Annotated in this window: 16 protein-coding genes; 2 read left to right on the top strand and 14 right to left on the bottom strand. The window is 71.9% G+C overall.

The window, feature by feature from the left end; genetic code table 11:
• Positions 1–107 precede the first annotated feature (107 nt).
• Positions 108–1,313, top strand: a complete 1,206-nt coding sequence (locus FB558_RS20890; RefSeq protein WP_170231441.1) for an ROK family protein — start codon at positions 108–110, stop codon at positions 1,311–1,313.
• 53 nt (positions 1,314–1,366) lie between these two features.
• Here the strand turns inward: FB558_RS20890 and FB558_RS20885 are convergent, their stop codons facing one another.
• The 14 genes from FB558_RS20885 to FB558_RS20820 all read right to left on the bottom strand — a co-directional run bounded on the left by FB558_RS20885 (position 1,367) and on the right by FB558_RS20820 (position 17,069).
• The gene (locus tag FB558_RS20885) at positions 1,367–2,392 is read right to left on the bottom strand and encodes an aldo/keto reductase (RefSeq protein ID WP_142055962.1); all 1,026 of its coding nucleotides are present in this window, start codon (positions 2,390–2,392) and stop codon (positions 1,367–1,369) included.
• Positions 2,389–3,225 (bottom strand): FAD binding domain-containing protein, encoded by an 837-nt coding sequence (locus tag FB558_RS20880; protein WP_142055960.1) that lies wholly within the window; start codon positions 3,223–3,225, stop codon positions 2,389–2,391. The genes FB558_RS20885 and FB558_RS20880 overlap by 4 nt, the downstream gene beginning before the upstream one ends.
• Entirely contained in the window at positions 3,222–3,692 is a 471-nt protein-coding gene (locus FB558_RS20875) for a (2Fe-2S)-binding protein (RefSeq protein WP_142055958.1), read from the bottom strand. Before FB558_RS20875 ends, FB558_RS20880 begins: the two co-directional genes overlap by 4 nt.
• On the bottom strand, positions 3,692–5,983 hold the full coding sequence (locus FB558_RS20870) for a xanthine dehydrogenase family protein molybdopterin-binding subunit (protein WP_142055956.1): 2,292 nt from the start codon (positions 5,981–5,983) through the stop codon (positions 3,692–3,694). The genes FB558_RS20875 and FB558_RS20870 overlap by 1 nt, the downstream gene beginning before the upstream one ends.
• Complete coding sequence (locus FB558_RS20865) at positions 5,980–7,176, bottom strand: mandelate racemase/muconate lactonizing enzyme family protein (RefSeq protein ID WP_142055954.1); 1,197 nt, start codon at positions 7,174–7,176, stop codon at positions 5,980–5,982. Before FB558_RS20865 ends, FB558_RS20870 begins: the two co-directional genes overlap by 4 nt.
• Positions 7,173–8,132 carry a 2-hydroxyacid dehydrogenase gene (locus tag FB558_RS20860; RefSeq protein ID WP_211366716.1) on the bottom strand — a complete coding sequence of 320 codons (960 nt, stop codon included), beginning with the start codon at positions 8,130–8,132 and terminating at the stop codon, positions 7,173–7,175. The genes FB558_RS20865 and FB558_RS20860 overlap by 4 nt, the downstream gene beginning before the upstream one ends.
• The gene (locus FB558_RS20855; RefSeq protein WP_142055952.1) at positions 8,129–9,772 is read right to left on the bottom strand and encodes a thiamine pyrophosphate-requiring protein; all 1,644 of its coding nucleotides are present in this window, start codon (positions 9,770–9,772) and stop codon (positions 8,129–8,131) included. The genes FB558_RS20860 and FB558_RS20855 overlap by 4 nt, the downstream gene beginning before the upstream one ends.
• A complete protein-coding gene (locus FB558_RS20850; RefSeq protein ID WP_142055950.1) occupies positions 9,769–10,779 on the bottom strand; it encodes a 2-hydroxyacid dehydrogenase in 1,011 nt (336 codons plus the stop codon). The genes FB558_RS20855 and FB558_RS20850 overlap by 4 nt, the downstream gene beginning before the upstream one ends.
• Positions 10,776–11,573: an HpcH/HpaI aldolase family protein gene (locus FB558_RS20845; protein WP_142055948.1), complete on the bottom strand. Its 798-nt coding sequence runs from the start codon at positions 11,571–11,573 to the stop codon at positions 10,776–10,778. Before FB558_RS20845 ends, FB558_RS20850 begins: the two co-directional genes overlap by 4 nt.
• Before the next feature lie 299 nt (positions 11,574–11,872).
• Positions 11,873–13,069 carry an enolase C-terminal domain-like protein gene (locus FB558_RS20840; RefSeq protein ID WP_142055946.1) on the bottom strand — a complete coding sequence of 399 codons (1,197 nt, stop codon included), beginning with the start codon at positions 13,067–13,069 and terminating at the stop codon, positions 11,873–11,875.
• Positions 13,070–13,103: 34 nt separating this feature from the next.
• Positions 13,104–14,489, bottom strand: coding sequence for an ABC transporter substrate-binding protein (locus FB558_RS20835; protein ID WP_142055944.1), 1,386 nt, complete (start codon positions 14,487–14,489; stop codon positions 13,104–13,106).
• Between the two features lie 43 nt (positions 14,490–14,532).
• Entirely contained in the window at positions 14,533–15,399 is an 867-nt protein-coding gene (locus FB558_RS20830) for a carbohydrate ABC transporter permease (protein ID WP_211366715.1), read from the bottom strand.
• Between the two features lies 1 nt (position 15,400).
• Positions 15,401–16,321: a carbohydrate ABC transporter permease gene (locus FB558_RS20825; protein WP_142055942.1), complete on the bottom strand. Its 921-nt coding sequence runs from the start codon at positions 16,319–16,321 to the stop codon at positions 15,401–15,403.
• A 52-nt stretch (positions 16,322–16,373) separates the two neighbouring features.
• The gene (locus FB558_RS20820) at positions 16,374–17,069 is read right to left on the bottom strand and encodes an RraA family protein (RefSeq protein ID WP_142055940.1); all 696 of its coding nucleotides are present in this window, start codon (positions 17,067–17,069) and stop codon (positions 16,374–16,376) included.
• Between the two features lie 208 nt (positions 17,070–17,277).
• On the opposite strand from FB558_RS20820, the gene FB558_RS20815 reads away from it, so the two are divergent.
• Complete coding sequence (locus FB558_RS20815) at positions 17,278–17,991, top strand: FadR/GntR family transcriptional regulator (RefSeq protein WP_142055938.1); 714 nt, start codon at positions 17,278–17,280, stop codon at positions 17,989–17,991.
• Positions 17,992–18,200: the final 209 nt, after the last annotated feature.

Raw genomic sequence — 18,200 nt, 5'->3', positions numbered from 1 at the left:
CGCACCGCAACGCACGGCAGTATGGCCGGCATGCTGCCGCAGGGAACGGCGATCTCGGTCCGCCGGGGTGTGCGGTGACGTCCGGGACCGGTCGGGGAACGGACAGCGTGCGCAGGCACAACCTGCGGACGCTGCTGCGCCACCTGCACCTGCAGGGACCCACCACCAGGACCCGGCTCGGGACGATCACCGGCCTGACCCGCAGCGCCGTCGGCGACCTGGTGACCGAGCTGACCGCACGCGAGCTGGTGAGCGAGTCCGACGAGGTCGCCGAGTTCGGCCGCCCCCGCGGCCGCCCCTCCCTGCTCGTCGCCGCCCGGGGCGACGTGGCGCGGGTGCTCGCCGTGGTGATCGGGGACGACACGCTGCGGTCGGCGTGGGTGGGTCTCGGCGGCGGCGTCGGCAGCGTCACCGAGATCCCGCACGACTACGTGGTCGACGACCCCCGGCCCAGCCTCGAGCAGCTGGCCGCCCTGCTCCGCAGGCAGCTGGCGGACGCCGCGCGCCCGCCGCTCGCGATCGGGGTGGCCGTCCCGGGCCTGGTGCGGGCCACCGACGGCGCGGTCGCGCTCGCGCCGCGCCTGGGCTGGCGGGACGTGCGGCTCGTCGACGAGCTGCGCCGCCGGATCGACCTGCACGCGCCCCTGGTGACCGGCAACGACAGCAACCTGTCCGCGCTCGCCGAACACCTGCGCGGAGCGGGCCGCGACCACGACCACATGATCCACTTGGGGTCCGGGCTCGGCGTCGGCGGCGGCATCATCCTCGACGGCAGGCTCATGCAGGGCGGGCACCCGGGCTACGCGGGCGAGGTCGGCCACATGGTGATCGGGGGCGGGACGCTCCCCTGCTACTGCGGCGGTCACGGCTGCTGGGAGACCCAGGTCGCCGCCGACGCCGTGTTCCGGCATGCCGGGATGACGGTCACGGACGGGCACGGGCGCAAGGCCGCCCTCGCCGAACTGCTGGTCCGATCCGGGCGCGGCGAACCCGGGGCGAGGGCCGCCGTCACGGCGTTGGTCCCGGCGATCGCGGCCGGGATCGCCACCCTGCTCTCGCTGTTCAACCCCGGCCGGATCATCCTCGACGGCGTGTTCGCCCACCTGCTGCAGCACGCCGAGCCGGAGCTGCGCGCCGCGATCGCCTACCGCCGCCCGGTCCTGTCGAACGGCCCGGTCGACCTGGTCCCCGCCGAGCTGGGCGCGCAGGGACCGCTGCTCGGCGCCGCCGAGGCCGCGGTCGACGCCTTCCTCGCCGGCCTGCGCACCGCGTCGACCGCGGCCTCCCGAGCGACCCGGGACGCCGACCGCTGAGCTCCGTCCGACCTGCCGCGATCGCGGGGATCAGGCGGACCGGCGTGGCACCCTCATGCGGGGGTCGGAGCGTCCCGCGCAACGAGGCCCTGCTCCTCCAGCGCCGTCCACAGCTGCACCGGGACGTCGTGGCCGAAGGCCTCCAGGCACGACCGTGCCTCCCCGGCGTTCTTCACCCCGGGGATCACGGCGGCGACAGCCGGGTGCCCGAGCGGGAACTGCAGCGCGGCGGCGGCCAGCGGCACGCCGAAGGACGCGCACACCTCCTGCAACCGCCGCGCCCGCTCCCGCTCCTGCTCACCGGCCTCCCGGTAGTAGTAGGTCGCACCCGTCGCCGGGCCGGTGGCGAGGATCCCCGAGGCGAACGGCTGGCCGATGACGACGCCGGCACCGCGCTCGGCGCAGCGGTCCAGCTCTGCCAGCCCGCCCTGCTCCATCAGCGTGTACGGGCCCGCCACCAGGAACAGGTCCGGGTCGAACCGGTCCAGCCAGTGCGACACCAGCCCGATCTCGTTGATCCCGAACCCGACACCGCGGATCACGCCCTGCGCCTTCAGGTCCTGCAGCGCCGCCCAGCCCGACCGCAGCAGGTCGTCGGTGTGGGCGTCCATCCGCGCCTGCGGCCCGAGGTGGCCGGTGTCGAGGTCGTGCACGAGCACGAGGTCGATCGCGGAGACGCCCATCCGCTGGATCGAGTCCTCGATGGAGCGCAGGACGCCGTCACGCGTGTAGTCGTAGTGCACCTCCCACGTGGCGGGGTCGCCGATCCCGGTGCGCGCGGCCGGGCGCTGCGCCGCGCGGGCCGGCCGGATCAGGCGTCCGACCTTCGTGGAGAGCACGAACCGCTCGTCACACCGGCCGGCGAGGAAGCGGCCCAGGCGCTGCTCGCTGATCCCGCGCCCGTAGAACGGGGCGGTGTCGTAGTAGCGCACCCCGCCCGCCCACGCCGCCTCGAGGGCGGCCTGGGCGTCGTCGTCGGAGTACGCGGGCCGCGGGAACTTGAGCGCCCCGCCGCCGAACCCGAGCGTCGTGACCTCGACCCCGGTGCGGCCGACCTCGCGGGTCGCCGCCGGCTTCACGCCGCACCTCCCCGCTGGGCGGCCAACTCCAACGCGCGCCGCACCAGCACGCGCACGAGGTGCGTCCGGTAGGCCGCACCCGCGCCGGGTTCGTCGGGGGGCTGGGTGCCCTCGGCCGCGAGCGCCGCGGCGTCGGCGATCGAGGCCCCGCCCGCGAGCGCCTGCTCCACGGCGGTGGCGCGCAGCGGGACCGGCCCCATGTTGATCAGGCCGATGCCCGGCCGCGTGCCGTCGGACACCGCCACCCCGACGATCGCCCAGTCGATCGCCCGGCGGGTGAACTTCTGGAAGCTCCATCCCGACGCGGCCGGTTTGGGGATGCGGACCTCGGTGAGCAGCTCGTCCGGTCCGAGCGCGGTCTGGAACAGGTCGGTGAAGAACTCCCCCGCCGCGATCTCCCGCGTGCCCGCCGGTCCGGTGACCACGAGCGTCGCGTCCATGGCGAGGGCCACGGCGGGCAGGTCGGCGGCCGCGTCGCCGTGGACGAGCGAGCCGCCGATCGTGCCGCGGTGGCGCACCTGCGGGTCTCCGACCCGGCCCGCCGCGTGGGCCAGCAACGGGGCCTCGCGCGCCAGCAGCGGCGAGGCCTCGAGCTCCCGGTGGCGGGTGAGCGCGCCGATCGCGATCGTGTCGCCCTCGTCCTGGACGTAGGACAGCTCGCGCAGCCCGCTGATGTCCACCAGCATCTCGGGGGCGGCGAGCCGCAGCTTCATCAGCGGCAGCAGGGAGTGCCCGCCGGCGAGCAGCTTCGCGTCCTCACCGTGCTCGGTCAGCAGGGCCAGTGCCTCGGCGAGCGAGCCTGCCCGGCGGTAGGTGAACGGCGCCGTGATCACTGCGCACCTCCGTCGGCGGCCGCGGCGAGCACGGCCGCCACGATGTTGTGGTAGCCCGTGCAGCGGCAGAGGTTGCCCTCCAGCCCGCTCCTGACCTGGTCCTCGGTCGGCTCGGGCACCTCGCGCAGCAGCGACACCGAGGCCATCACCATGCCGGGCGTGCAGAACCCGCACTGCAGCCCGTGGTGATCGGAGAACGCCTGCTGCACGGGGTGCAGCGAGCCGTCCTCGGCCGCGAGCCCCTCGATCGTCGTGACGTCGGCGCCCTCGGCCTGCGCGGCGAGCACCGTGCACGACTTGACCGACTCGCCGTCCAGCAGCACGGTGCACGCCCCGCACGACGTGGTGTCGCAGCCGACGTTGGTACCCGTGAGGCCGAGCTGGTCGCGCAGGTGGTGCACGAGCAGCGTGCGGTCCTCGACGTCCGCGGTGGTCTCCTTGCCGTTGACCCGGATCGTGATCTCCATCAGCCTTCCCCGTCCTTCGCGTCCACGATCGCGGCCCACACCCGGTCCGGCGTCGCCGGCATGTCGAGGTGCCGCACGCCGAGACCGGCGAGGGCGTCGACGACGGCGTTCTGCACGGCCGGGGTGGACCCGATCGTGCCCGCCTCCCCCACCCCCTTGACGCCCAGCGGGTTGAGCGCGGTCGGTGTCTCCATCGAGAGCAGCTCGAAGCTCGGCAGCTCGGCCGCGGTGATGAACGCGTAGTCGGCGAGGTTCGCCGTGACCGGGTTGCCGTCGGCGTCGTAGGCCATCCGCTCCAGCAGCGCCTGCGCCGCGCCCTGCGCGATGCCGCCGTGGCGCTGCCCCTCGAACGTGACCGGGTTGAGCACCGGGCCCGCGTCGTCGACGGTGACGTGGCGCACGAACCGCACCTGGCCGGTCTCGGTGTCGACCTCCACGACGGCGAGGTGCGTGCCGAACGGGAACGTGGGCCGCTCCTCGGTGAACAGGACGTCGGCCGCGAGGCCGCCGTCGGCCTCGGCCACGCGAGCGAGCTCGCCCCACCCGATGCCGGCCGTCGCTGTACCGCGGACCTGCCAGACCCCGCGGTCGGTGTCGAGCACGAGGTCGGCCTCGGCCGCCTCCAACGCGTCGGCGGCCAGCCGTCGCGCCTGCTCCACCACCTCGTTGCCGGCCTGGTGCACGGCCGCTCCGCCGAGCTGCAGCGACCGCGACCCCATCGTGCCGGTGCCCGTCGGCACCAGGTCGGTGTCGCCGTGCAGCACGGTGATCTTCTCCAACGGCACGCCCGTCAGGTCCGCGACGAGCATCGCGAACGACGTCGCCAGCCCCTGGCCGTGGGGCGAGCTGCCGGTGAGCACGCGCACCGATCCGTCGGTGCGCACCTCGACCCGCGCGAACTCCCCTGCCTCGTTGTTCGGGGCGGTGATCTCCACGTAGGACGACAGCCCGAGGCCGACCTGCACGATCTCGCCCGCGGCGCGTCGGCGGGCCTGCTCTGCGCGCAACCTCTGGTAGCCGGCCGCCTCGAGCACCCGGTCCAGCGCCTCGGCGTACTCGCCGGTGTCGTAGACGGCGCCGGACGGCGTGGTGAACGGGAACTGCTCGGGCCGGACGTAGTTGCGCCGCCGCACCTCGGCCGGGTCGACGCCGGCCTCGGCGGCGAACAGGTCCATCGCCCGCTCGATCGCCGCCGTGGCCTCCGGGCGCCCGGCGCCGCGGTAGGCCGCGATGGGCGTGGTGGTGGTCAGCACGCCACGCGCGGCCGACTCCACCCGCGGGATCGCGTAGGGGCCGCTGGTCATCAGCATCGTGAGCGCGGGCAGGAACGCCGCGTCGCACGGGTAGGCGCCGACGTCCTGCAGCACCTCCAGGCGGTAGGCGAGGACGGTGCCGTCGCGGCGGCCGCCGATCGTGACCGTCTGGCGCTGGCCGCGGCCGTGCGTCATCGCGACCATGTTCTCGCTGCGGCTCTCGGTCCACCGCAGCGGTCGGCCGATCCGCCGGGAGATCCAGCCGAGCAGTGCGGCGTCCGGGTCGATGCCGATCTTGGCGCCGAACCCGCCCCCGACGTCCGGGGTGATCACCCGGACCTGGCCGGCCGCCAGCCCGAGCGCCTCCTGCAGCGTGTCGCGGCAGGCCTGGACGTTCTGGGTGGACACCCACATGGTCAGCCGGCCGTCATCACCCCAGGCGCACGCCGCGCCGCGCACCTCCAGCGGCGCCGGGGCGACCCGCTGGTTGGTGATCGTGCGCGTGACCACGACCTCGCAGTCGTCGAACAGGTGCTCGTCCGCCGCCGCGCCCTGCGCCCCGGTGACGTTCGTGCCGGCCTCGGGGAACAGCAGCGTCTCGCCGCGCAGCGCGTCGTCGAGGTCGATCACCGCGGGCAGCGGGTCGTAGTCCACCTCCACCAGCTCGGCGGCGTCCTGGCCCTGGTAGCGCTCGTCGGTGACCACCGCGGCCACCGGCTCGCCCACGTAGCGCACGACGTCGCGGGCGAGGTAGGGCCGGGTCATCGCCGCGGGCGGCCCGTCGCCGATGCCGTTGCCCGGTGGTAGCGGCGCGAGGTCGACGTCGGTGCCGGTGATCACTGCGACCACGCCCGGCGTGCTGCGCGCCGCGTCGGCGTCGACGGCGGTGATGCGCGCGTGCGCCATCGGGCTGCGCACGTACGTCACGTGGGCGGCACCGGCGAGCAGCGGCTCGCGGAGGTCGTCGATGTAGGTGCCCCCGGCCGTCAGCAGCTTCGGGTCCTCGGTCCGCGCCACGCGGGTCCCGAGAATGCTCATGATTCGTGCTCCTTGGGTGCCAGTCGGCGAGCCAGGTCCTCGTTCAGGTCGTGCCCGAGGCCGGGCCGGTCCGGCGCGAGGGCGTAGCCGTCGCGCCACTGGATCGGCTCGTCGAGCAGCTCGGCGTGCAGGCCGCCGAACCGCTCGATCGACTCCATGATCAGGAAGTTCGGGCAGCAGAGGCCGAGCTGCACCGACGCGGCGGCGATCAGCGGCCCGCCCCAGACGTGCGGCGAGATCTGCAGGTAGTGCGCCTCGGCCATGGCTGCGATCTTCTTGCTCTCCAGGATGCCGCCGACCTGGCCGACGTCCAGGTTGAAGATCGCCGCCGCCTCGTGCTCGATGAGCCGGGCGAAGTCGTACTTCGTGGTGAGGCGCTCCCCCGTGGTGATGGGGATGCGGGTGCCGCGCGCCACCTTCGCCATCTCGGCCATGTTCTCCGGCGGCACCGGCTCCTCGAACCAGAGCGGGTCGTAGGGCTCCAGCCGCCGGGCCAGCCGGATCGCGCCCGCCGCGGTCATCTGCCCGTGCGTGCCCACCAGGATGTCGCAGCGGCTGCCGACGGCTTCCCGGATCTTGGCGATGACCGCCTCGGCGGTGTCCAGCGCGGAGAGCGAGTACTGCACCGGCACGACCTGGCCCAGGCCCTGCTCCTGCGTGGGAGCGAAGCCGAACGGGTCGAGCTTCACCCCGGTGAACCCCAGGTCGGCGTAGTGCGCGGCGCGCTCGGCCACCAGGTCCGGCTGCGTCCAGAGGTCGTGGCGGTCCACGTCGCCGTCGTCGGCGGGGTAGATGTAGGTGTAGGTGCGGACGCGGTCCCGCACGGCCCCGCCGAGCAGCCGGTGCACCGGCCGCCCCACGTCCTTGCCGACGATGTCCCAGCACGCCATCTCCAGCGCGCTGATGATGGCGAGCTTGGTCTGCTCCGGGTAGTGGCTGTAGCCCGCCCGCGAGTACAGGGTGTCGTACAGCAGCTCGATCTCGTACGGGTCGTGGCCGAGCAGGTGGGTCTCCACCAGGTCCTCGACCAGCACGGCCATCGCCCGCGGCCGGAACGCGCTGGCGAGCATCATGACCTCGCCGTAGCCGCGCACCCCGGTGTCGGTGTCCAGCCGCAGGAACAGCCACACCTTGCCGCCCTTGTGCGGCGGCGGGACCTCGACCGGGAACGTCTCGACCCCGGTGATCTTCACTGGACGGGCGCCGGGACGGGGGTGATGGCCTTGCCCGTCGAGAACCAGGACCGCATGTTCTCGATCACGCACCGGTCCATGTCGTCCCGGGTCTCGAAGGTGTTGCTCGCGATGTGCGGGAGCAGCACGACGTTCTCGGACTCGACCAGAGCCGCCGGCACGTTCGGCTCGTCGGAGAACACGTCGAGCCCGGCGCCCGCGATCGTGCCGGTCGTCACCACGTCGACCAGCGCGGCCTCGTCGACGAGCCAGCCGCGGGCGACGTTGACGAAGATCCCTTCCGGCCCGAGCGCGGCGAGCGTGTCGGCGTCGACGACGTGGCCCACGCCCGGCCCGCCTGCCGCGCACAGGAACAGGAAGTCCGACTCGCGCGCGAGCTCGACGCTCGTCGGGTGGAGCGTGTAGTCGACGTCCGGAGCCGGGCGCGGGTCGTAGTAGGCGATCTCCATGTCGAACGCCTCGAGCCGCTTGGCGAGCATCCGCCCGATCCGGCCCATGCCGAGGATCCCGGCCCGCTTGCCGGAGAACCGCTTGCCCGACGCGGCCTGGCCGCCTGCCGCCCACTTGCCTGCCCGCACCCACCGGTCACCCGAGGTGATCTTGCGGGCGACGTCCATCGCCAGCACCACCGCGGTGTCGGCGACGTCCTCGTAGAGCACCGGCGTGGTGGTGACGACGATCCCGCGCTCGCGGGCGGCGACGAGGTCGGTGCGCTCGAGCCCGACCCCGAACAGCGTCGTGATCTCCAGCTTCGGCAGCGCGTCCATCGTCGCCGCCGAGAGCCCGATCATCGGGTTGGACAGCGCGCCGCGGATCCGTTCCGCGGCCGGGCCCAACGAGCCCGCGACGTCGTCGAGCGAGACCTCGTGCAGCGTGAACTCGGCGCTGAGCGCCTCGATCACGGCGGGGCGCTGCCGCCCGATGACGGCGAGCTCCACCTTGTCCGATGTGGTCACGACGACCCCCTGGGGTATCGGGAGACCGAGGTCTCCTTGCTGGTCATGAACTCGAGCAGGGCGGGTCGGCCGGCCTCGGTCGCCGCGATGCCCCGCTTGATCGCCGGGACGATGTCGCCCGGCTCGGTGATCCGTTCGCCGTACCCGCCCAGCGCCTCGGCGAAGGCGGCGTAGTCGCCGGAGATGTCGGTGGACCGGTAGCGCTCGGTGGACACTGGCATCCGCGATAGCTCGATCGCCATGCTGTGGTTGTTGAGCAGCACCGACAGGATCGGGATCCGCTCGCGCACCGCGGTCTCGAAGTCCATCCCGGTGAACCCGATCGCCGCATCGCCCCAGACGTTGACGCACAGCATGTCCGGGCGGGCCAGCTTCGCCCCCATCGCCAGGCCCAGCCCGTAGCCGAGCTGGGTGGTCTTGCCCCAGCCGAGGTAGGTCAGCGGCCGGGTGGTGGTCCAGAACGGCGAGAGCTGGTCGCGCGGGCTGCCCGCGTCGTGGGTGATGATCGTGCCGGCGACGTCGACCGTCTGCTGCAGGTCCCACAGCACCCGGTACGGCGACAGCGGCGTCTCGTCCGAGGTCAGCCGGGGCATCCACTCGGCGAGCCACTCCTCGCGGACGCGGGCGATCTCGGCCTCGACCGGTGCCGCGTCGCGGGCCGAGCCGACCAGCCGGCGCAGCTCGTAGAGCAGCGCGTCGAGCGTGAGCCCGGCGTCCCCGATCAGCCCGATCTCGACGGGGAGGTCCTTGCCCAGGTGCATCGGGTCGAGCGTCGCGTGCACCACCCGCTTGTCGAGCGGCAGCTGCGTGCCGAACGACGTCTCGGTGAAGCTGCACCCCACCCCGAAGATCACGTCGGACGCGTCGAGGAACCGCCGCACCGCCTTCGGGATCGCCAGGCCGCCCGAGCCCAGCGCCAGCGGGTGGTCCTCGGGGAAGGCGCTCTTGCCCTCCAGACTGGTGGTCACCGGGGCCGCGAGCAGCTCGGCGAGCTCGCGCAGCTGGTCCCAGGCCTTGGCGTAGTGCACGCCCTGCCCTGCGTAGACCACTGGGCGCTCGGCCTCCGCGAGCAGCCGGGCGGCCCGCCGCACCGCGGCCGGGTCCGGCCCGTACCGCGCGCGCAGCGCCGGCGTATAGCCGAGCGGCTCGGGAACCTCCTCCTCCCACAGGTCGATCGGGATCTCGACCAGCACCGGCCCGCCGCGGCCGTTGCGCAGCCGGGTGAACGCCCGCCGCAGCACGTTGCGCACCTCGGCCGCGCTGACGATCGGCTCGGCCGACTTGGTGACCGTCGCCATCTGCCGGGAGGCGTGGTAGTTCGGCTCGACGTGGGCCAGCCGCCGCGGGTAGCCCGCGGGCAGCACGAGGATCGGCACCGACTCCGAGTACGCCTGCGCGATACCGCCGTAGGCGTTCTCGGTGCCGGGCCCGTGCTGCATCGCGAACACGCCGACGCGGTCGCCGCTGGTGACCCGCGACATCGCGTCGGCCATGTGCAGGCCGGTGCGCTCCTGGCGGACGACGACCGGCCGGATCCCGGCGACCGCCGCCTGCTCGATGATGTCGTTGACCGGATAGCCGATCAGGACCTCGACGCCCTCGCGGGTGAGGATCTCCGCGACGGCCTCCCGGACCTTCACGGCCCGGACTTCGCCGCGGCGACCAGCCGGTCGGCCACCTCGACGTTCACGAGGTTCTCCGGGCGCTCGCCGGAGAGCGCGTCCCGGACGTTGCGGGCCGCCATCCGGCACATCTCCCGGCGGGTGGTGCCCGTGGCGCTGCCCAGGTGCGGCAGCAGCACGACCCGCTCGCGCAGCTCGAGCAGCTGGGCCTCCACCTCGGGCTCGCGCTCGTAGACGTCGAGCCCGGCCCCGGCGATGACGCCGTCGCGCAGCGCGGCGGCCAGCGCCGCCTCGTCGACGAGGGGCCCGCGCGCGGTGTTGATCAGCATCGCGGTGGGCTTCATCGCCGCGAACGCGGCGGCGTCGAACCGGTGCCGCGTGGAGTCGAGCAGCGGCGCGTGCAGCGACACGAAGTCGCTGCGCGCGAGGAGCTCGTCGAACTCCACGTAGGTGACCCCGAGCTCGCGCTCGTCCTGCTCCGGCAGCCGCGCCACGTCGTGGTAGAGCACGGTCATGTCGAAGCCGCGGGCGCGCCGCGCCACCGCCCGCCCGATCTGGCCGAGCCCGAACAGCCCGAGCGTGGCGCCGAAGACGTCCACGCCCAGCTGCTCCTGGTTGATCCGCCAGTGCGTGTACTGCCCGGCCCGCAGGAACGCATCGCCCTCCGGCACGCGCCGGGCGGTGGACAGCAGGAGCGTGAACGCGAGGTCGGCGGTGGCGTCGGTGAGCACCCGCGGGGTGTTCGTGACCGCCACCCCGGCGCGCGTGGCCGCGGCCACGTCGATGTTGTCGTAGCCGACCGCGACGTTCGCCACCACCCGCAGCTGCGGGTTCGCGGCCAGGAGCTCCTCGTCGATGCGGTCGGTGAGCAGGCAGATCAGGCCGTCGTAGCCGGCGACCGCTGCACGGAGCTCGGCAGCGGGCAGCGGGGGGTGGTCGCGGCGCAGGTCCACCGTGATCCCCGTGCCGTGGAACTCCTCCAGGGCATCCTCGACGATCTCCTGCGAGACGAACACCCTGCTCATGCGTACTGCCCCGTCGTCGAGACCTTGACCTCCCTGCCGCCCTCGAACGCCTGGGAGATCACGGCCGTTGCCGCCGAACGCATCAGCGCGGCGTCGGACCCGACGGTGAACATCCCGTAGCCGCGGGCGTGCCACCGGCGCACGGTCTCGGCGCTGTCGCAGTGGATGCCGGCGACCTTCCCGTGCTTGCGGCAGGCCTCGATGATCGTGTCGATCAGCTTCTCGTGCTCCGGGTCGCTGACGTTCAGAGTCGGGGTCATGCCGTGCCCGAGCGCGAGGTCCGACGGCCCGACGTACACGGCGTCGACCCCCGGCACGGCCAGGATCGCGTCCAGGTTCTCCACCCCGCCCGGCGTCTCGATCATGACGGCGACGATCGTGCGCCGGTTGGCCGACTCGGGGGTGTACTCCGGCACGTCCAGCGCCGCCCGGATCGGGCCCCAGCTGCGCATCCCCATCGGCGGGTACTTCGCGGCCGCGACGGCCGCGCGCGCGTCCTCCTCGCTGCTCACCATCGGCACGATGACGCCCTGCGCGCCGGCGTCGAGCGCCTTCATGATGTGGTCGGGCTGGTTCCACGGCACCCGCACGAACGCGGGCGTCTGCGTGATCGACAGCGCCTGCAGCATCGGCATCATCTCGTCGTAGCCGATCACGCCGTGCTGGGTGTCGATGCACACCCAGTCGAAGCCGCAGCGGCCCATCATCTCCGCCGAGAACGAGCTCGGGATCGAGCACCAGCCCCCGATCGTCGCCTCGGAGCCATCCCACAGCTCACGCAGTGACTTCCCCATGATCTCTCCCTGCTGTTCGTGGACGGTTGTCGGCGATGGCGTCACGGGTCGCTCGCCCCGACGTCCGGGCGGTCCGTCCGGACGGGGCGGGTGTCCGCCGCGGTCTGCTCCAGCAGGTCCGCCGTGACCTGCGCGAAGCCGTGTGCGAATGGGGACGGGGGAGCTCGGGTGCCGCAGCGGCGGGACCGCCGGCGGATGCCCCGCCCGACGAAATCCGGCGGCATTCCGGATTTGTTTTGTCTACCTACTTAATCTACCCTCCCGACCATTCCTGTCAACCCCTCGCGGCGGGGAGACCGTCACGCGAAGGTCAGCTCGCGCCGCGACTCGATCTTGTCCTCGTCCAGGTCCATACCCAGCCCCGGCCGGGTCGGCGGCGTGACCTTCCCGTCCACGGGGTGGACCGGGTGGGCGAGGAACCACTGGTGGATCGTGTTCCACTTCAGCAGGTACTCGACCATCGGCGTGAGCGTCGCCGGCTGGGCGAAGCTGAAGTGGGTGTTGGCCGGCACCGAGTGCCCGTGCGGGATGAGCTGCACGTCGTACGCGCTCGCCAGCGCGGCGATCTTGAGCATCTCGCTGATGCCGCCCGCCCAGTACGTGTCGGGCTGGTAGAGGTGCATCGCCCGGGCCGCCATGAGCTGCTGCAGACCCCAGCGGGTGTACTCGTGCTCCGCGCCGGACACCAGGATCCCGTTGCGCATGCGACGCGTGATCTCGGCGTAGGACTGCGGCTTGTCCGGCATGACCGGCTCCTCGATCCACCGCGGCGCGAACTCCGCGAGCCGGTCGGCCATCGCCAAGGCGTAGGGCACGTCCCAGGACATCCAGGCGTCGACCATGATGTCGACGTCCGCGCCGACGGTCTCGCGCAGCGCCGCGACCAGCGCGACGTTCGCCTCGATCCCGGCCTTGCCGTCGACCGGCCCGTGCCGGGGGAACCACTTGGTGGCGCCGAACCCCTGCCCCACGATCTCGGCGACCCGCTCGCGCGCGGAGTCCAGCTCGAGCGAGTAGCCAAGGGCCGAGGCGTAGGCCGGGATCTCCTCCCGCGTCGGGCCGCCGAGCAGCACGTACACCGGGACGCCGAGGTGGCGGCCCTTGAGATCCCACAGGGCGCAGTCGAGCGCGCTGATCGCCATCATCTCGACGCCCTTGCGCCCGTGCACCGCGTAGCGGTACATGACGTCCCACAGGTACTCCGTCGCCAACGGGTTCTGGCCGATCAGCAGCGGGGCGAAGCCGGTCTCGATGAGGTGGGCCTGTTCCCGGGTGATCGGCCCCGCCGTCCCGTTGACGCCCTCGTCGGTCTCGATGTGCACGAACACCGACGTCATCCGGTACGAGCCGGGGCCTCCCGGCGGCAGGAACCAGGGGCCCTCCGCCTTGAACTGGGGGTAGATGTCGACCGGGCGGATCAGGCGCTCCTCCCAGAACGCGCCCTCGTGGTCGAGCGTGCCGCTGTACTCCACGCAGCGAACGGCTGCGATCTTCACGGTCGGGTCCCCTCCGTCGTCGGTCGGCGCGCCATCAGCCCACCTCGAACTGCTCGAACTGCTCCTGGATCTGCTCCAGTGCCCAGTCGGCACCTTCCTGCGGCGACGCCCCCTGCAGGGCCACCCGGCCGATCGCGTTGCCCCACACCTGGATCCGCTCGGACTGGCTGTAGGCCGGGCTCAAGGTCGCCCAGGACGGCACCGTCTCCCCGCTCAGCTGATCGATCGCGGCCTTCACGTTCGGGTCGTCGGTCTGGGCGAAGTACGGGTCCTCGAACAACGAGGTCTGCACCGGGGCCCAGCGACCCTGCGAACCCTTGAGGACCTGGACCACGTTCTCGGGCCGCGTGAAGAACGAGAGGAAGTCCATCGCCTGGTCCTTCTTCTCGTTCGCCTCGAACACCGCGGCGCTGTGCAGCAGCGTGATCGAGGGGCTCGGACCGCCGATGGCCCGGTCCGGGAAGCCGGTGGTGACGATGTCCTTCCACTTCTCCGGGTCCTCCTCCTTGACCGCACCCGGCATGGAGAGCGAGCCGTTGGGGGTGCAGAGCACGGACCGGTTGAGGAAGTAGGTGTTGTTGCTGCTGTCCTGCCAGTTGAGGCTGTCGCCGGGCGAGTAGCCCTGCTTGTAGAGGTCGACGATCCAGGTGAGCGCGTCGGTGATGCCGCGGCGGACCTCGTCGGTGGTGACGAGGTTGTTCTGCTCGTCGAGCAGCTCGACGCCGTACGCGCGCAGCACCTGCTGGGTGTCGTAGTTGGTGTCGCCCGCGCCCGACCCCATCGGCCACCCGACCGCGAACACGTCGTTGTTCCCGCGGCCGCGGTAGGTGTCCTGGGCCTGCTTCCAGAAACCCCAGTACCCGTCCCAGTCCCGCGGCGCCTGGTCGTGGTCCATGCCGATGTCGGCGAGCATGCTGCGCCAGTGGAACAGCGACACGGTGAACTGCCACAGCGGCACCGTGTAGTAGGAGGCCGCCTCGGCCTCGCCGTTGTAGAGCCGCGCAGACCGGCGCGCGCCCTCGGTGATCTGCATCGGCTCGACCACGCCGGAGACGTCGGCCAGCAGGCCCTCGTAGGCGTGCTTGGCCGACTGGTTGATCTCGGCGAACAGCACGTCGGGCGTACTGCCCGCGGCCACCGCGCTCTGCTCCTTCTGCGGCATGTCGTTGGTGCCGTAGAACTGGAGGTCGACCGGCATGCCCGCCTGCTGCGACCACGCCTGGGCCACCGCGCGCACGGCGTCGTCCTGGGCGGGGTAGAAGCCCTGGTTCCACCACACGACGAGGGCGTCGCTCCGGCCGGCGCCGGACCCGCCGCACGCGCCGAGCAACGGGACGGCCGTGGCCCCGGCCGCGAGCAGTCCCGCCCCGCGCAGGAAGTCGCGTCGTCCGATGGACGACCGCGTGTTCGTTCTTGTCATCGCTGTTCCTCCACGTCGTTGTCGAGGTACCGGTTCGAGTCGGTCACGTCTTCACCCCGCCCGCGGTCATGCCGCTCGAGACGTTCTTCCGGAAGACGTAGTAGATGATCACCGGTGGAATCGCGTAGATCAGCGACGTCGCCATCAGCAGGTTCCACGGGACCTGGTCGGTGTTCAGGAACGACCCGAGCGCCACCGGCAGTGTCATGTTCTCCGCCGAGTTCAGCAGCAGGAACGCGAGCAGGTACTCGTTCCACGAGCTGAGCAACGCATAGGTACCGATCGCGACGAGCACCGGCCTCATCAGCGGTAGGTAGATCCGCACGTAGATCTGCCAGTTCGTGGCCCCGTCGACCCGCGCGGACTCGTCGAGCTCGAGGGGGATGCCGGATTTCGCGTACTGGGTGAAGACCCACATCGCGTACGGCGAGGCGAACGCCGTCATCGAGAAGATCAGCGCCCACGACGTGTCCAGGAGGCTGTAGTTCGCCATCGCCCGGTAGAGCGGAATGGCGAGGAAGCTCGTCGGGATGACGTACGTCGCGAGTGCCGCGTTGGACAGGGCGTTGCCCCACCGGGGCCGCAGCCGCGCGATCGCGAAACTCGCCGACGAACCGATCGTGAGCACCAGCAGGGTCGTGAGAGCGGCGACGAAGATGCTGTTCCACAGCTGCCGCCAGAAGTTCTCGATGAAGAAGTCGCCGGCGGTGAGGACCGTCCAGAAATTGGAGAGCGTCGGGTTCTCCGGCCACAGCTGCCGCTCGAACACCTCCCCGTCGGGACTGAGCGACATCATCACCATGTGGTAGACGGGCAGCAGCGTCCAGACCAGCAGGACGACCGCCACCACCCCGAGCCCGACGCCCCGTCGGACCCGCGCGGCCGGGGAGCCCATCACCGTCGCGGCCATCTCAGAACCCCTCCCGTCCGAGCCGGCGCACCAGCACGATGATCAGCGGGATGATCACCGGCAGGGCCGTGAGCGCGACCGCGATGCCCTGGTCGACGTCGCCGACGTCGAAGGCGAAGCGGATCCCGAGGGTGGCCAGCACGTGCGTCGTGTCGGCCGGGCCGCCGCCGGTGATGAAGTGGATGCTGTTGTAGTCCGAGAGCGTCCAGATCGACGACAGCAGCGCGCTGGTGAGGAACACGTTGCTGAGCATCGGGAACGTCACCCAGTAGAACCGCCGCAGCCCGGTGGCGCCGTCCACCGCCGCCGCCTCGTAGACGTCCTGCGGAATCGCCATGCGGGCGGCCAGCATGATCAGCGTCCAGAACGGCAGCCATTTCCAGATGTGCGCGCCGATGGCGGCCGTCATCCCCCAGGTGGAGTCGATCAGCCAGTCGGGGTTCGCGATCCCCACCGAACCGAGCAACGTGCCCAACATCCCCCACTGCGGGTTGAGCATCCAGTGGATCGACAGCAGGGCCGGCACCGACGGGATCGCCCACGGCAGGAGGCTGACCGCGAGCAGCCCGCGGATCCACCAGGTGCCCACCGCGAAGAACCCGGACAGCAGCAGGGCCAGCACGAGCTTCAGGTTGACCCCGAACCCCACGAAGATGATCGTGTTCACCACCGTGCGCAGGTACATGTCGTCGGTGAACAGATCCTCGTAGAGATCCGGGTCCGCGCCCATCCAGAACCCGTAGACCACGGGGTACACGACCACGAGCAGGGCGGTCAGGACGAACGGGATCGCGAAGATCACCGGCCAGTTCACCAGCGGTGGGAGGCGCGACGGCCAGGGCGGCTTCTCCTTGGGCGGCGGAGGTACCTGCTCCTCGACGAGCGGCGCGCGGCGGTGCCGTTCGTCCACCGGTTTGGTCATTCGCGAGACTCCTACGGCTCGAGGGCGACCACTGCAACGACCTGCGCCTGCGTCAGCGCGTGAACGCGTCCTTCATCTTGTTCCGCCGCTGCGGGAGCTGGGCGGGGTCGAACTCGGGCGAGGAGACCCAGCCGATGAACTCCTGCTCGGCGGCCATCACGCGGTCGGCCGCCGCCGGCAGCTCCGCCGCGATCTCGGCCGGGATCTGCAGCACGCCGTGCTTGTCCGCGTGCAGCAGGTCGCCGGGGTCGACCCTGAGCCCGCCGACCGTCACCGGCTCGCCCGCACCCTCCACCCGGGCGTAGCCGTGGGAGACGCTCACGGCGCGGGCGAAGAAGTGGAAGCCCATCTCCCGGGCCTCGTCCAGGTCGCGGACCGACCCGTCGGTGACGGCGCCCAGGCATTCGAGCCGCGTGAACATCGTGGCCATCACCTCGCCCCACAACGCTCCGTGGGCCGGCTCGTCGTCGAGGTCCTGGACCACCACGATCCGCGGCCCCGGCACAGCCTGCACGTGCGTGGTCAGGGCGTCGGGGTCGTAGCCCCCACCGGTACCGCGGGCGCGCATGGTCGCGGTGGCCGCGTACCCGACGATCCTCGGCAGGTCCGGGAACATGCACCGCACGTCGTGGCGCATGTACCCCTCGTCCCGGGGGCGCACGTCGAACAGCTCGATGGCATTGGACAGCGTCGGCGAGTCGTAACCCCTCAGCGCGTCCAGCACGGAAGGGTCGAGTACGGCGGACATCGGGCACCTCTCGATCTGGAGCAGGTCCAGGGGAGCTGAGCGGCAGGGCACGGGACGAGGGCACCGGCATGCGCCGCACGCGCCGGGCGGCGGTGCGCGGCCCGGCGGCCGCCCCCACCCCGCCGCCGTTCAACTCCGGTTCGTGTCACCGACGCTAACATCTGGACTGACCAGATTGGAAGACCGTGGGCTGATCGGAGACGGGACCATGAAGGAACAGCAGCTGCTGGTGGCTGAGATCGTCCCGTTCCTGCTCTCGCGGGGCTACGGTCCCAACGAGCGGGCGCCGTCGGAACGAGAGCTCGCCGAGCGCTTCGGCGTCAGCCGACCGCAGGTACGCGAGGCGCTGTCGGTGCTGGAGGCCTTGCGCCTGATCGAGCGCAGGCCGAAGTCGGGGATCTACATGACGACCGAATCGGCGAGCATCGAAGCGCTGCGGCTGTTCGCCGAGATCGGCGTCCCGCTGTCCGGCGACCTGGTGGGCGAGATCGTCGAGGTCCGGCGCATCCAGGAGGTCGAGGCCATCCGGCTCGCGAGCCGCCGGCACACGGAGGAGAACCTCGAGACGCTGCGCGGCTGCCTCGCCGAGTGGACCGACGCCCTCACCGATCCGGCCCGGATCGCCGAGCTGGATCGCGCCTTCCACTGCGGGATCGTGCGCGCCGCGCAGAACAGCGTGCTACTGAGCCTGGTCGACCTCTTCTTCCTCATGACCAAGCGGCGGCGGGTCTTCTACTTCAGTGATCCGGCCCGCTGCCGACAGTCCCTCGCGGAGCACCAGCAGATCCTCGACGCCCTCGTGGACCGCGACGAGGAAGCCGCCGTGCGCCGGCTCGACAAGCACCTGTCGAGCGCCACCAAGTACTGGGAGTACCTGCTCAACGGCTCGCCGTCCACACCGGACGGCTCGCGCCCGTCCTAGCTTGCTGGGGCCGGATTTCGTGACCACGGGTGTCGGCGGTGGCCGGGGCCGTTCGGTGGTGGTCCCGCGCATGATCCGCGATATCGGTTGTCCATGGTCGTGGCGGCAGCGATGGACGTTGGGTCGGACACGGGCGCGGTGCCCGGGTTGCCCCGGGTCCGTTTCCCGTGCCCGCCCGCCGAACCGGACGTGCGGCTCTCACCGCATCC

The sequence above is a fragment of the Pseudonocardia kunmingensis genome, from assembly GCF_006716445.1.
GTDB classification, from domain to species: Bacteria; Actinomycetota; Actinomycetes; order Mycobacteriales; family Pseudonocardiaceae; genus Pseudonocardia; species Pseudonocardia kunmingensis.
This window is presented reverse-complemented; position numbering and strand designations above follow the sequence as displayed.

Excerpts from the sequence above, each read along its gene's own strand:
- FB558_RS20835 (WP_142055944.1), bottom strand. The coding sequence starts at position 14,489 with ATGACAAGAACGAACACGCGGTCGTCCATCGGACGACGCGACTTCCTG.
- FB558_RS20825 (WP_142055942.1), bottom strand. The coding sequence starts at position 16,321 with ATGACCAAACCGGTGGACGAACGGCACCGCCGCGCGCCGCTCGTCGAG.
- FB558_RS20875 (WP_142055958.1), bottom strand. The coding sequence starts at position 3,692 with ATGGAGATCACGATCCGGGTCAACGGCAAGGAGACCACCGCGGACGTC.
- FB558_RS20830 (WP_211366715.1), bottom strand. The coding sequence starts at position 15,399 with ATGGCCGCGACGGTGATGGGCTCCCCGGCCGCGCGGGTCCGACGGGGC.
- FB558_RS20850 (WP_142055950.1), bottom strand. The coding sequence starts at position 10,779 with ATGAGCAGGGTGTTCGTCTCGCAGGAGATCGTCGAGGATGCCCTGGAG.
- FB558_RS20815 (WP_142055938.1), top strand. The coding sequence starts at position 17,278 with ATGAAGGAACAGCAGCTGCTGGTGGCTGAGATCGTCCCGTTCCTGCTC.
- FB558_RS20870 (WP_142055956.1), bottom strand. The coding sequence starts at position 5,983 with ATGAGCATTCTCGGGACCCGCGTGGCGCGGACCGAGGACCCGAAGCTG.
- FB558_RS20845 (WP_142055948.1), bottom strand. The coding sequence starts at position 11,573 with ATGGGGAAGTCACTGCGTGAGCTGTGGGATGGCTCCGAGGCGACGATC.
- FB558_RS20820 (WP_142055940.1), bottom strand. The coding sequence starts at position 17,069 with ATGTCCGCCGTACTCGACCCTTCCGTGCTGGACGCGCTGAGGGGTTAC.